This window comes from Planctopirus sp. SH287, from assembly GCF_056500625.1.
In genome coordinates, this window is the sequence record NZ_CM151403.1 from 280,254 (window position 1) to 294,396 (window position 14,143).

Consider the following 14,143-nt stretch of genomic DNA (forward strand, 5'->3'; position numbering starts at 1 on the left):
GCGCGGGTGAGGGTTCCCCTTGCGGGGTTTGTGGCGGCGTATGAAGGCCAGTTGTTCATCCGCGAATGGGTCTTACGCCGCCAGGATGGTGGTTCTCTTTGGGGTTAATTGATTGACTCCTCTCCCATTCCGATGCATTGGTCTCTACACATCTCAAAAAATCCAAAATAATAGGATAAAACCCGAAGCGTAGAGGGACATCACCTGAAACCCAGCTATCCTGCTTTGCCTATTCTGTGAATCTAACGATCTCTTTGAGGACGTTTTTCTACTTTTTCAGAGGATGTTTTTTCGAGTTCAATCTTGACTCAGAGATGTGTAGAGACCAATGCTCCCGACTGCGAGATCATTAATGCGAGTGTCCGTCGCTGACGCTTCCGGCTCGTTGGTACGGGACGCGGGGTGGCCCATGGGGGCTGGCCTATTTTTCGGCGGGGTGGCGGGGGCGCACCGCGTAGCGGAAGCCCCCGGAATGGTCGCACGCGATCGTGAGTTTGTGGCCCTAAAAGACTGGTCAGTGACGATCGGATAGGCTCTGAAGTGCGGCCTTCGAAATCTTTTCGGGGGTTTCCGATGCCTCATCATCCACATCGTCGAGAATGGAACCTCCCTGGTCACGCTCACGAATTGACGTTCAGTTGCCACCATCGACTTCCATTGCTGTCACGCGAGCGAACTTGCCAGTGGCTGTCGCAAGCCATTGGACAAGCCCGAAAATCCCTGGGCTTTCAGGTGTGGGCCTACGTCTTCATGCCCGATCATGTTCATTTAATGATCTGGTCGCCGTCCCCGGACTATTCCGTGGCCTGGATTCTTCGCGAAATCAAATTGCCTGTGTCCCGCCGGGCTTTGGCATTTCTTCGGAGTCAGGCTCCCAGCTACCTCGACCGACTTTCCCAGACCAGGGGTCGCCGGACGGAGTACCACTTTTGGCAGCGCGGTGGAGGTTATGATCGCAACGTCACGGAAACCGAGACGCTGAGTCGGATGATCGACTACATTCATCTCAATCCCGTGCGGAAGCAGCTGACAGCCCAGCCGGGCGATTGGAAGTGGTCATCCGCAGGCTGGTATCAAAGACAGACACCCAATGATCTGCCGCCCGACCCGCTGCCCCGTGAATGGTTTAACCCGATCCGCAAATAGCTGCGGATTCGGGGGCTTCCGCTGTGCGGTGCGCCCCCGCCACCCTGTCGCCCAAGCCCTCCCATTCCTCAACACCGCCTAAAGATGTGTAGAGACCTATGCATTCCGATGGGAGAGGTTGGGTGAGGGCGAGCCGTAGCTAGAAAACGATTCGTAGATACTCCAAATCATTAGGCCACCCAGGCACGTTGCTCTATAGAGAACGCCCATTGGAAAATCCCTCACCCGGCACTGCGTGCCACCCTCTCCCGCCTGCGCGGGCGAGGGTTAATTAAGGTTGTGGGGCTGTTGAGATTGTTCGACCTTTTTCGCTGCGCTGCCCCATGACAAACCATTGTTTATAGGGAAACTCGGGGGTGGGGGCGATTTCTTGGCGGGAAATCAGCTTCCAGGAGAATGGCAGTCGGCGGGATTGATGGTCAACTTCCATAAAGCAAAACAGGTTGTGTCGGACGTCGAGTGTTTCGTTTTCCAACGGCCATGGCTGTCGGGGGAGCGATTGATCAAGGGCCAGAAGCACATCGGCACGAATGGCCCCCAGGCTGATTTCTGGCATTTGCCCAGCCAGCGGCCGTGGAGGCACGAACGGCTTGGCAGTCATTTTCAACGGTGGCACGAGCACCGCGCGAATGGGTGGTGCAATCGTCAAGGTGATCAATAAAGCGACGGCTCCCATGGCCCACAATCCTTGCCGGGGATGCCTGCCCATTGATCGTCCCACAATGATAGCCAGCCCCCCCAGCGACAAAAGTGACCACCCCAGCACATCCCACGGCAGCGAAGTGCTGCGTTCTGGAAGCAGGATCTTGGCCAGGCAGGCTAAAAGAATCCCCGCAGCCGTCACGGTGACTGTCCACTGGAGAAACGTGGGCCAGACAAATTGCCAGTCGCTGGTGGGATAGGCCTCGACCGAACGCTGGACAACAATCGCAGCCAGAATGCTGATCCCCGGCAGCAGCAATAATGCCGCCGATGGGGTGCTGCGAGGGTCAACCCACATCAACATGCCCGGCAGAAAAAGGCAGACGCTCACAAACTGCACGGCAGAGCGTGCCTCACCCAAATGCCGGCGGAAGTGATCGAACAGATAGACCAGCAGGAGCAATCCCCAGGGCATGAGCATCGTCACAGCGACGATCACAGGAAACGTCACCAGATGTTCAACCAGTGCCCATAACGGGTTTGCCTGGCTGAGAGGATTTGTGGATGCCGCCCACCACGGATTCATTCCTGTCACGACGGAATAAGTCAGCGCCCAGGAACCGACCAGCCCCAGGCATAACAAACATCCTGCCAGGTGCCCCAGCGTGATGGCATATTCTTCTTTGCGACGCAGGAACAGATAGCAACCGACACTGCCACAAAAGATCACAGCCGCAAACAGACCACTTGAAAGGATGGCTAACGTCAATGCCAGATAAGGCAGCACCCACTGAATCAGATCCGGCCAGTCTTGAATCCAGGCGACATGCCAGACCAGCAGCGCAACGGCCAGAAAGAATGCCGTGATCGGAAGCGCTGAACTAACGCCTCCCTGAATCTGGACTCCTAATGTTGTGAGAAACATCAGCCCGGCCCCCAGGCTTCCGACCGTCCCAATGAATTGACGGCAGTAGGCATACAGCAACTGCGCAGTCAGCCAGTAAGCCAGCAATGTGGGAAGTCGAATCGCCCAGCGATCTACCTCCCCGGAGATCGTCGCCACCATGGCAATCAGCCAGACTTGCAGCGGAGCAATCTGAGGAACAGGCACCATCTGGCACCGGGGAACAATCCATTCACCGGTCAGCAACATTTCTTGAGCCGCTCGGCCAACCGTCGCTTCCGACATTGAAAGTGGCGCCTCAATGGGAGCCAACCACAGCATGGTCATAGCGATCAACGCCAGAACCCAGCACTCCGTCTCCAGCCACCAGGGGGTTCGCCGGGCTGTGAGAAATGCCCAGGGAGAGACTTCCAATTCCAGAGGAATCTGACCAGTGGCCATAACGCATCCTTGCGAACAAAAGGCGGCAAACAGAGTACGGAGGGCACTAAACCCTTGGAAGAACAGCTTCAATTGAACCGTTTATAACGAAAACACCGCCTGTTCAGCAAAGCTTTCTGGTTTTTCGCCAAGAGCGCAAACTCTCTATTTTGAAAGCTGAGGTGAACACCCCGCTGAACGAGTTTGACCGACCGTGGATCGGACGTAGATTTCCATCAACGTGTTCCGTTGTTAAAACGCCGTGTTACAGACGCAGTTCCCGAGGTCACCATGTCTCCATTCACATCGCCAGTCTTGCGGTCTCAAAACTCTGGTTCACGGGTGACACGTTCATTAGCCCGGCTGTCAGATATCGAACACACCATCTTTCTACCCGTGACATGGCAAGATGTTGAAGCCTGTCCGGCATCATCGATGACGCTCGACATGTTCATGGCGCAGGCGGCCGATCAAGAGCGACGCGAAACATTGATTTCGCCGCAAGCAGCCCATCAACTTGATGAACTCATTCAATCAGATCATGACCTGCCCCGGTCTGCGGGATCAGGAGAGGAGTTGAGTTCGCCATCCGGTGAACAGGATTTCCACCAGACATTTGCGCCTGATTCTGAAGCAGGCTCAATTGGTCAATCTGAGGATCGTCGGCTGGATTGGCGGATGAACCTGGCGATTAAGGCTTCCGTGATTCGCGTCAATAAAGAGCGGCTTCCCTTACCGCAGGTGATTGATGAACTCATGACTCATCGTAGTGAGCAGGGAGATGTTCTGGATATCAGCTTCAGTGGGTGTGCCATCGCGGTTCCTGCCAAATGGCTTCCTGGCGAGCGACTGCTGATTCGGATGCTGGCGGTTCAGGCAACGATGGGTTACATCGACGCCGCTGTGACGGTGGTGCGGATCATCGAACTCGGTCAAGGGATTCATAAAGTGGTTTGTCGCTTTTTATCCCCCCTTTCAGCCAGCCAACTGGAAAGACTGACCTGGGCAGCCAAAGATCCCTGGTCGATGCACGACTCGCGTGATTCGACCTGGTCGACATCTCCGCCAGAAGAAATGCGGGCCAACTGGTCATTATCATTTGATGAACTGATGAGCCACGATGATGCGACATTGACTTGCCTCATGTAACCCAGCAATGGCCCTTGACCGACTGAGAGACAGGCTTCGAGGCCAGCGGTCGCATTTTCAGGGAACTGCGGGCCGAGAGCATGCCATGTCAATCATTCCCCTTGCTTACCAAGCAATCTCGATCTTGGAAACTGATCACAGATTATGTAGAAGCACTTTCTACAACAGAATCTGAGAGGCTATCCGAAAGCGCTCAAATCCTTCATCGATTGAGTGAGAAGGTGGCTGCAGACTGGATGAGGGGATGGGTCTTGGCTTTGGAAACACATCTGGTTCATCGGCCCCTCACCCAGCTTTCTCATCCCGGGCCTCTCCCTCGAGGGGAAAGGGAACCTTCCCGGATTAATCTCTTCAGGGAGAACCCCTCTCATGGATGAACCGGAATCACCAACGGTCTGGGTCATCCCCTTTTGTAATGCGGCTGCTGAAGTCTTTCGGTGCATGCTTCAGGCCGAATGTATCACGAATCGCATCGAGTCAGCGGCTTTGGCCCAACCACTGGATTCGCTTTCAGTCGCCATTGATTTGACCGGCCCTGGTTCAGGGCGAGTGGTCATCAGCGTCTCGGAAACCACGGCCGATCTTTTTGTCGAACGCCTGACGGGGGAAGGAGCCGGAGGAGACCTTGCCCTTCTCCGCGATATTGTTGGGGAAGTGGCCAACATGATCGCAGGCTCGGGCAAAGGGAATCTCCCTCAGCTTGGCTTTCTCATTAGTACGCCTCGCCAGCTCACGCCGGAGGAATTGGCACATCCTTCTGCAAGCTGGATATCCCGGCAGACAGCCATCTTGGAGACTTCACTGGGGAAATGCCTGGTGGATGTAAGCTGGGATTTTCCAACAGGAGTTTCGTTTGGCGATAATACGCTTCCAGAAGTCGCGTAGCGGCATTCACTTCGCTGAGTTCCTCAGGAAATCCGACAACACTCCCCACAGCGTAAACGCGGGGATGCCATGTTTGCCCCTGAGGATCACACCAAAGCTGGCCTCGTTCATCGACTTCAATTCCGACAGGAGCCAACCCCAGTTGTGCGGTGCAACCCACCTCGGGGCTGCAACAGACCACTTGATTGCTCAGCAGTTTTTCACCAGAAGTCAGCTCCAGTTCTACGAATTCTCCGCGCCGACGAACCCCGCGAACTCCGCATCGATAGCTCTTCAACAGTGTTGATGGCCCCCGATCCTGCAAGTGTCGTCCAATCAGATAGACTTCACTTCCCTGTTCCCGGTAGCAGTCCGCGACCGCTTCTGCCCATAAGTTGCTTCCCAGAACCGCCAGAAGCTGAGGAGCTTGATCAGACAGCAATAATTCTCCCGGAGAGATCGGTAAAACATCATTTTCCTGGCAGCCGGACTGTGTCGATTCACACGCGGTTGCCCCCATCGCGGCAGAAGCGGGAAGCCGCCGCACTGGCGCGACCACACTTCCCGTTGCGACCAGCAACATCCGAGTCACCAGTGTTGGCCCCGAATTCTCGAGGGTGAGAGTGCCATCATTTTTCTGTGACAAAGCGGCCACGATCACCGATGCCGCATCTGCTCCTAAAATGCGAGGCAGACCACCAAAGCAATCGACACATGCAGCCTGCAACTCGGCTTTTTGCTGAGCTGCCCACACGCGTGCTGCCGCTGTCATCCGAATCGCCATTGATTGAGAAACTCGACCTTTTTCAGCTTGATGGCAACGACGGCCTGTTTGTTCAGGACGCGGCCGCTTGCTTTGCTCAACTTCAGAAGATCTCTGCTCAATCAATCGCCCCAGCAGATGGGGAGTCCACTGCGGCCCTAGGCGCTGAACGGAAATTTCCCATGAGGCTCGTGGCTCAATCAGTGCTGTCCGCATTCCCAGGCGCGATGCCACCATCGCAGCCTGGGCTGCTAAAGCCGTGCCTCCTGCAATGATGCAATCGTACATCGCTCGACCCTCCTTGGTGGGGCGGCCACCTTGTCCTGGATTGGTTGCTGAATTCGCTCGCAGACGCATGGGTCTGCTCACAGATCCTCTCAAAGTGTCACGCATGCAGCTTTGAGCCAGCATGCTTTTACGGGCTGTTAAAGGGGCATCACGTCAAGTGCGTTCTGAACACGGCCCCAACGCTTTCAGCAGGGACGTGATCAGATCAAACGTACGGTTTTCATGCCGTGTTTCATGTCGTGATTGGTCTACAAAGAAGATCGGCGTCACGTCCAAACAAGTAGAGCAGGCAATATAACGCGATTTGGAAAACAGCGGATTTTGCCGAGAATTTTCCGATTTAGCTGGTTGTAGTGGCGGCGGCGTTTCCTGATTTGAATTTTGGGTACAGTAAATCCATGCGATTTCTCCTGGTGCCGTGCCGCAAGTCCGGTCATGCGAGGTTGTTTTTACGTCACAGCCATCAGTTCAAACCGGAAGAATGGACGTTCGTATCGTTTTTTGATGAGGCTCTTGAACGTCTGGCGCGAGGTTCATAGACTAAAGGTGTCCGTAGGGGATTCATTCGCAACTGTTTCTCGTGACAAGAGATCGGAACAGATCGGCCACCGATGACTGACATCGTAGAGATCCGCCGTTCCGACGATCCGAGAGATGTCGTCCATCGTGTCTGCCAGTCTCTGGCTCAAGGAGATCTGGTTGGCCTGCCCACGGAAACCACCTATATCGTGGTTGCCAGTGCCCTTTCAGAAAAAGGGATCACACGCCTTGGCCAGCTCATGCAGGAACCCGAGGCGTCAGCTCCTGCGATTCGTTGTGAACTGCTGCTGAAAGCTGCTGAAGAAGCACTGGATTTTCTCGAACAGCAATCTCGCTATGGTCGAAAACTGATCCGCCGTTGCTGGCCCGGCCCCGTCACCCTGCGTTTTCCGCAAGCCCATTGCGGCTGGTTCTTCAAGCAATTGCCATTGGTTTCACAACAGATTCTCAGCCATACAGACAATGCTGTTTCGTTCCGTGTTCCGGCTCATACCCTCCCTGCCGACATCCTCAGTCTGCTCCCTGGGCCTCTTGTCTCACTTGCTGAAATCCAGCCCGGCAAGCCCCCCATGCGACGCGCTACGGATTTGTCGAACACCTATGGCGAGGCCCTTTCACTGATCGTGGATGATGGCCCATCGCGTTATGGCGAAGCTGGCACCGTTGTGGATATCAGCGACTCCGGCTGGAAGATTTCTGGTGAAGGAGTTGTCTCAGAGAGAACCATGGGCCGCCTGGCCAGTGAAGTCATTCTCTTCGCCTGTACCGGAAATACCTGTCGCAGTCCGATGGCTGAAGTGATGTTTCGGAAGATTCTTTCAGACAAGTTAGGTTGCCAGGAAGAAGAATTAGTCGATCATGGTTTTGTCGTTCTCTCAGCAGGGCTGGCGGCTGCCATTGGGGCACCTGCTAACCCGGAAGCCATTGCTCTGCTGTCTGAGGAAGGAATTGACCTCCGTAACCATGAAAGCCAACCGTTGACAGAGCGACTTCTTCAACAGGTTGATATGATTTACACGATGACGCGTGGCCATCGTGACGCTGTGCTGGCGGAACGTCCCGACCTCGCCCCACGGGTTCGCACTCTTAGCCCACAAGGGAAGGATGTTGCGGATCCTATTGGCGGCGGTCGAGAGATCTACCGGGAATGTCGTTCGATCATTGAAACGCATTTACAGAAGATTGTTCAGGAACTCTTGTCGACAAGACCTCAACCGTCATGATGAAGATAGCCATTGCCAGCGATCATCGCGGCGTGCAGATCAAATCCAAGATTGTCTCGCAGATCTCCGATCTCGGGCATACCCCTATTGATTTCGGCCCCTCTGACCTGGAGAGCGTCGATTATCCCGATTACGGCGCCCTGGTCGCTCGCGCGGTCTCAAAGGGGGAAGTCGAGCGAGGAATTCTGATTTGCGGCACCGGCATGGGGATGTGCATGGTCGCCAATAAGTTCCGTGGTGTTCGGGCAGCGACCTGCCACGATGATGTCACAGCGGAATTGAGCCGTCGTCATAACAATGCCAACGTCATGTGCCTTTCGGGCGATCTTCTGGGTGAGCCTTTTGCAATGCGCATGGTGGAAATCTGGTTGACGACCGAATTTGAAGGGGCACGTCACGCCCGCAGGGTCGAAAAGATCAGCCGCTATGAAGCCCAGGAATTTGAGCAGAAATCCTCAAACCCCTCCTGAAGATTTCTGCCTGCCCAATACTATTCAGCACGTTCGATCAACGCGTGCAGCCACTGGCCTTCGTGCCATGCTCAAGGCTCTGAGTGAGCATGCTGAATGTGCGTTTGAAGCCGATCTTTCCTCAGTTCTCAGAGCATGCTTGCTCAAAGCCGCAAGCACGGCACGAAGAGATGGCACGAAGAGCTTTGAGTCCCGAGTATGCCACATTGTTTTTCTTGCCATGATTGGCGTGACAGATCTGCATGTGTGAATCTTTCATGCTGCCAGCATCAGGCAAAGCCTTGTCATGGTTGCGAACAATCAATCGAAATGACTATTTCTCCACTTCTCATGGAAGTCGCTTTGACTCGCCTGAGTGGCTCGATATCTTGATTCCATCGAATGGCTCAAGTTCCGTTCAATGGATTGGGCCTACAATCACAGCAAACATCAGCATGAGTTGGTCACAAACGGTTTTTTCGAGAAGGGGATGCACTCCATGGATCTGACAGCTCTGAAATATGCGAAGACTCACGAATGGGTCGCGATTGATGGAGATGTCGCCACTGTCGGCATTACCGACTTCGCCGTTCATTTGCTCAGTGATCTGGTTTTCATCGATCTCCCCAAGCCAGGCAAAGCTCTGAAAGTTGGCGAATCTTGTGGGGAAGTCGAGAGCGTCAAAGCCGTCAGCGATGTCTACGCCCCGCTTGATGGTGTTGTGGTGGAGTCCAACCCGCTGCTGGGTGACAACACCGAACCCCTCTCCAGCGATCCTTTCGGTACTGGCTGGCTGCTGAAGATGAAGGTGACAAGCCTCAATAGTCTCGACAACCTGCTGGATCGCGCGGCTTATGAAAAGCACTGCGAATCAGAAGCCCACTAAATCCCACTTCAACAAACTCTGAAGTGGGATGCAGAAGGCCATCGGCTAATCGGAGGATGTGGCTGATGACGGTTGACCACCTGATTTGATGCACTGACAGTATTCTCCTTCAGGCAGGTGACACGCGAACTCACTGCAAAACTCGCCCCTTTCTTTTGCGATCGCTCACGTAAAAGGAACATCAGGGCCAGTTGCTACGATTAGAGTCTGTCCGGAAACTCCTGAATCCTTCTCCCTCAGGGAGAAGGCGACCGCAGGCCGGATGAGGGGGAGCAAGCGTTGCTTGCGATGAAAGGTTGTCGATTGCTATCAGAAACATATCTGCTATCAGAAACACAACGGGTTCATCAGCCCTCACCCCGGCCCTCTTCGCAAGCGGGAGAGGGAGTTTTCTTGGACAGGCTCTGTGAGAGTTAATTCTGTGAGAGTTAATGCTGGCAGGATTGTTGCGGTTAAGAATGTGAAGACGAATCTCATCGGTACTTGACATTAAAAATATTGAAATCAAAGAGCCGAGGCACTTCCCTGGCCTGTATTGGAAGCCTGCCTGTCTGGTTCGTTGTCAATTAGCCCATTGCAAGTTGGCCCGTTGCAAGTTGGCTTATCGTAAAGTCGGCTCGCTCCCTTCATTTTTGACTTAATTTCGTCCCGGGTAGGAACCCAACTCGTGAGCTATCTGTTTTCTACGCCCTCTGAAGAGCGGGAAATGCTTTCCCGCATTGGTGTTGATTCGATTGATCAGTTACTTCAGCAGATCCCCGCGCCCCTTCAGCTTGGTCGTCTTCTCGACCTGCCACCTGCTCTGAGTGAAATGGAACTTGAGCAGCATATGCGGGGACTGGCGGCCATCTCCGGTGGTGCGTCTTCCCGAACCTGCTTCCTGGGCGGCGGGGCCTATGACCACTACATCCCCAGTGTGGTCGATGAAATCACAGGGCGAGGCGAATACTATACGGCTTACACTCCTTATCAGGCTGAAGCCTCTCAGGGGACGCTTCAGGCGTTCTTTGAATACCAGACAATGATCTGCCAGCTGACGGGAATGCAGGTTTCCAATGCCTCGCTCTATGAGGGGGGCGGAGCAGTCAGTGAGGCGACACTGATGGCGATGCGCAGCACGGGGCGCACAGGCCGCGTTGTGATTGCCGGCGCTGTTCATCCAGAATATGTGCAGGTGCTCCGTACATACGTTGGGCACACGACGACTGAAGTGATTCATATTCCTGTTGACAGTGAAGGAACCGTGGATCTGGCGAAGGTCAACGGCGCGATCGACGAGACAACAGCCGCTGTCATTGTGCAGAATCCGAACTTTGTGGGCCATATCGAAGACCTTCAGGGCCTGGCTGAACTGGCTCACGCCAAGGGGGCACTTCTGGTTTGTTCGGTTGATCCGATCAGCCTGGGACTTCTGGCTCGCCCCGGTGATCTGGGGGCAGATATCGTCGTGGCTGAAGGGCAGTCACTTGGCATTCCACTGCAGTTTGGTGGGCCATACCTGGGGATCCTTGCCTGTCGCAACGACTTTATCCGCCGCATCCCTGGCCGCTTGATTGGTGAAACCATCGACCGGACTGGTGCTCGCTGCTTTGTGCTCAACCTGCAAGCCCGCGAACAACATATCCGCCGCGATAAAGCCACCAGTAATATCTGCACGAATCAGGGTTTGATGGCTCTGCGAAGTATGATCTACCTCGTGCAGATGGGGCCGCAAGGGATGCGGGAAACGGCCGAGCTTTGCGTACAGAAAGCCCATTACGCCGCCAGCCAGATTGCAACAATCCCAGGCTTCTCCGTCCTCTTTAACAAGTCTCCCAAGTTCAAGGAGTTTGTTGTCAAGGTGCCGGGAAGTGCTCAGGCGGTGGTTGATCGCGTGGCAGCCGCTGGAGTTGATGTTGGCCCCGCGCTCAGTCAGCTGGCTCCTGTCCCTGGACTTCCCGACTCCGACAGCCTGTTGCTTGTCGCTGTGACTGAACAGCGAACCAAAGCAGACATCGATCACCTGGTGAAGCTCCTCAAGTAGGGTGAGTGCCAGCGCACCATCCCGTGAGACAAATAAATACAGAGATGTGGTGCATTGAGATGCCCTCACAGAAATCAAGTCGAACTCTTCGTCAGACCACCAGAAAGCTTTTTGGATGCGTAACACTCTCGCGACCCAGTTGATCTTCGACCTGTCGAGTCCTGGCCGGCGCGCCGCCCGCCTCCCCGCCTGCGACGTTCCGGTCACTCCACTTGATGAATTGATTCCGGCCCGTTTCCGAGCCAAGGAATTGCTCCCGCTGCCGGAAATTGCGGAACCCGATATTGTTCGGCACTACGTCAATCTTTCGACCCTCAACATGTCGGTGGATACGCACTTTTATCCACTGGGCAGTTGCACCATGAAGTACAACCCCAAGCGACATGAGCGGCTTTCCAAATTGGGGGGGATTGTTGATGTTCACCCTTACCAGGACGACAGCCGCATTCAGGGCCTGCTGGCCATCCTTTTTGAAATGCAGGAAATGCTGGGCGAAATCGCGGGGTTGCCTGCCGTTTCTCTGCAACCTGCCGCGGGTGCTCAAGGGGAACTCACCGCCCTCATGGTGGCCTCTGCTTACTTCCGGGATAAGGGCGAGAACCGCCGCAAGGTGCTCTTCCCCGCCAGTGCTCACGGCACCAATCCTGCCAGTGCAGCCATCGCTGGTTTTGATTGCGTTCAATTGCCCGCGACTGCCAATGGTCTGGTCGACCTCGAAGAACTTCGGAAGCATGCCGACAGTTCGACAGCATGCCTCATGGTCACCAACCCGAACACGCTCGGTCTGTTTGAAAAGCAGATCGATCAGGTTGCCAAGATCATCCATGACGTTGGCGGCCTCGTTTACATCGATGGCGCCAATATGAATGCCATCATGGGCATCACTCGTCCCGGTGACTTTGGCGGCGACATGATGCACTACAACGTTCACAAGACGTTCACTGGCCCTCACGGTGCAGGTGGCCCTGGTTCTGGCCCCATTGCCGTACGAGATTTCCTCGGGCCTTACCTCCCCGCTCCTGTCATCGAAAAATTCACTGACAGTTCCGGGAGCGTCCGCTACAAGCTGGTCTCACCACCCAAGACGATCGGCAAAGTGCGAACGTTCTTCGGCAATGTCGGTATTCTCATTCGCGGGTACTGCTATCTCCGCACCTTGGGGCCAGAAGGTGTGCGTAAGGCTGCGGAGCACGCCATTCTTAACGCCAATTATCTGAAGGCCCTGTTATCGGATATTCTGCCAGCGGCCCATGGTGAATACTGCCTTCACGAATTTGTGGCTTCTGCGACGAAGCTTTCCAAGGAACGTGGGATTTCAGCGATGGATATCGCGAAGCGTCTGCTCGACTTTGGCTTCCACGCTCCCACGGTCTATTTCCCATTGGTGGTTCCTGAAGCCCTGATGATGGAGCCGACGGAAACGGAATCAAAAGCCACGCTCGACGCCTTCGCCGAAACCATCAAGAAAATATCGGAAGAGTCTTCGGAGTTTCTCCATGAAGCCCCGCACACACTTCCTGTCAGTCGGCCTAATGACGTCCAGGCCGCCCGTTCACCGATCCTCTCCTGGACACCCAAGTCGGCCACCTGACTGATGACTTCACTGATCGTTTGCTGGTCATTTTGAGGGATTCTCAGAATGGCCAGCCAACGAGCGGGGGCGATCTCACATACAGCTTTTCGCACGCGTTAGTGGTTGAGAACCGCCCTGATTGCCAGTGAAGAACTTTCGGCTGTTATCAGCCTCCTCACCCGGCCGATATCCCTTTTATGAACGAATTACGTCGGCTCTCAGTCTGCCATGTGATCCTCGAACCGGAAGCGCTTTCCGGGACGGAAAATATGCGCCGGGATGCCGCTTTGCTCGCTGCCTCGGCAGGCCCTCATTGGCCGGCAGGTGCAGCGGTTCTCCGTTTTTATCAATGGAATCAGCCGACGCTCTCTCTGGGATATTTTCAGTCTGAAGAGACGGTTGCCCAAAACCCGCGTTGGCAAGGACTTCCTGTGGTACGCCGACTCTCCGGCGGCGGTGCGATTCTGCACGATCAGGAATGGACTTACAGCCTCACATTGTCTGATTGGGCCAGTCTCGTCGACCGTCCTCATGAGATTTATCACCACGTCCATCTGAGCATTGTCGCGTGGATCAGTTCTCTGGGCGTCACCGCCAGGCTTCGAGGGGCGAGTCAGAAACAGCCGCTGGAGCCGGAACTCTGTTTTCTGAGGGCTGATGAAAACGACATCATCCTGAATTCAGGTTCTTCAGATAAACTGACACCGTCGACCGATGCCTGGAAACTGGTCGGAAGTGCTCAACGGCGTAGAAAAGGCTGCCTGCTGCAGCATGGAAGTTTGATTCTCAATCAATCGTCTTTTACGCCGGAAATTCAAGGACTTTCAGACCTATCGCCCGTTCGTCCACAGCTTGAGGATCGTGAGCAATTGGCACTAACGATTGCCTCTCGTATTGCTCTTTTTGTGACGATGGAACAAAGTTGGCATCAACTTGATTGGCTGCAAATTGAAGATAATGCGGGTGTCAGCCCAACTAATGTGTAAGCCTTCCCACCTGCACTGTACTATTATGTGACACCAAATGATTGAGAAGAAGGCGGTTCGTCAATCGGGATAGGGATTCAGATGGGGCATGATTGACGCTCCGATCTGTGACTGGTAGCGTTGAGTGATCGAGCGATAACAAGGGATTAACTTTTACAGCTTTCTTATAATTTTCATATCGCTGTGGTTGTCCTGAAGTTTCAATTGACGAAGCACTTATTTCTCTCCCTACGGTTATTCGATCCCTCTTCTTTGTGGCGATTTTCATCTGCCAGGCTGGCGCCGTG

At 54.6% G+C, this 14,143-nt stretch carries 11 protein-coding genes and 1 pseudogene; 10 read left to right on the forward strand and 2 right to left on the reverse strand.

Translation table 11 applies throughout. The features are described 5' to 3' along the window. The first annotated feature begins 352 nt into the window (after positions 1 to 352). Both SH287x_RS00980 and SH287x_RS00985 read left to right on the forward strand, forming a co-directional pair. Positions 353 to 532, forward strand: coding sequence for a hypothetical protein (locus SH287x_RS00980; protein ID WP_479516549.1), 180 nt, complete (start codon positions 353 to 355; stop codon positions 530 to 532). A gap of 41 nt (positions 533 to 573) precedes the next feature. Continuing rightward, positions 574 to 1,146 (forward strand): REP-associated tyrosine transposase, encoded by a 573-nt coding sequence (locus tag SH287x_RS00985; RefSeq protein ID WP_479516550.1) that lies wholly within the window; start codon positions 574 to 576, stop codon positions 1,144 to 1,146. 271 nt (positions 1,147 to 1,417) lie between these two features. Here the strand turns inward: SH287x_RS00985 and SH287x_RS00990 are convergent, their stop codons facing one another. Further along, a complete protein-coding gene (locus SH287x_RS00990) occupies positions 1,418 to 3,133 on the reverse strand; it encodes an ArnT family glycosyltransferase (RefSeq protein WP_479516551.1) in 1,716 nt (571 codons plus the stop codon). A 270-nt stretch (positions 3,134 to 3,403) separates the two neighbouring features. Here SH287x_RS00990 and SH287x_RS00995 point away from each other — a divergent pair, with 270 nt between their 5' ends. Then, entirely contained in the window at positions 3,404 to 4,261 is an 858-nt protein-coding gene (locus SH287x_RS00995; protein ID WP_479516553.1) for a PilZ domain-containing protein, read from the forward strand. Positions 4,262 to 4,702: 441 nt separating this feature from the next. After that, positions 4,703 to 4,948 (forward strand): annotated as a pseudogene (locus tag SH287x_RS01000) (chemotaxis protein CheX); the annotation flags it as partial. 43 nt (positions 4,949 to 4,991) lie between these two features. Here the strand turns inward: SH287x_RS01000 and SH287x_RS01005 are convergent. Continuing rightward, positions 4,992 to 6,176: a hypothetical protein gene (locus SH287x_RS01005; RefSeq protein ID WP_479516555.1), complete on the reverse strand. Its 1,185-nt coding sequence runs from the start codon at positions 6,174 to 6,176 to the stop codon at positions 4,992 to 4,994. A gap of 611 nt (positions 6,177 to 6,787) precedes the next feature. Between SH287x_RS01005 and SH287x_RS01010 the strand changes: the two genes are divergently transcribed. The 6 genes from SH287x_RS01010 to SH287x_RS01035 all read left to right on the forward strand — a co-directional run bounded on the left by SH287x_RS01010 (position 6,788) and on the right by SH287x_RS01035 (position 13,856). Next, positions 6,788 to 7,939 carry an arsenate reductase/protein-tyrosine-phosphatase family protein gene (locus tag SH287x_RS01010; RefSeq protein WP_479516557.1) on the forward strand — a complete coding sequence of 384 codons (1,152 nt, stop codon included), beginning with the start codon at positions 6,788 to 6,790 and terminating at the stop codon, positions 7,937 to 7,939. Continuing rightward, a complete protein-coding gene (rpiB, locus tag SH287x_RS01015; protein ID WP_479518752.1) occupies positions 7,939 to 8,409 on the forward strand; it encodes a ribose 5-phosphate isomerase B in 471 nt (156 codons plus the stop codon). Before SH287x_RS01010 ends, rpiB begins: the two co-directional genes overlap by 1 nt. Before the next feature lie 478 nt (positions 8,410 to 8,887). Next, entirely contained in the window at positions 8,888 to 9,274 is a 387-nt protein-coding gene (gene gcvH / locus SH287x_RS01020; RefSeq protein ID WP_479516559.1) for a glycine cleavage system protein GcvH, read from the forward strand. 667 nt (positions 9,275 to 9,941) lie between these two features. Further along, on the forward strand, positions 9,942 to 11,297 hold the full coding sequence (gene gcvPA, locus SH287x_RS01025) for an aminomethyl-transferring glycine dehydrogenase subunit GcvPA (protein WP_479516561.1): 1,356 nt from the start codon (positions 9,942 to 9,944) through the stop codon (positions 11,295 to 11,297). Between the two features lie 115 nt (positions 11,298 to 11,412). Then, a complete protein-coding gene (gcvPB, locus tag SH287x_RS01030; RefSeq protein WP_479516563.1) occupies positions 11,413 to 12,888 on the forward strand; it encodes an aminomethyl-transferring glycine dehydrogenase subunit GcvPB in 1,476 nt (491 codons plus the stop codon). A gap of 179 nt (positions 12,889 to 13,067) precedes the next feature. Then, a complete protein-coding gene (locus SH287x_RS01035) occupies positions 13,068 to 13,856 on the forward strand; it encodes a lipoate--protein ligase family protein (RefSeq protein ID WP_479516565.1) in 789 nt (262 codons plus the stop codon). Positions 13,857 to 14,143: the final 287 nt, after the last annotated feature.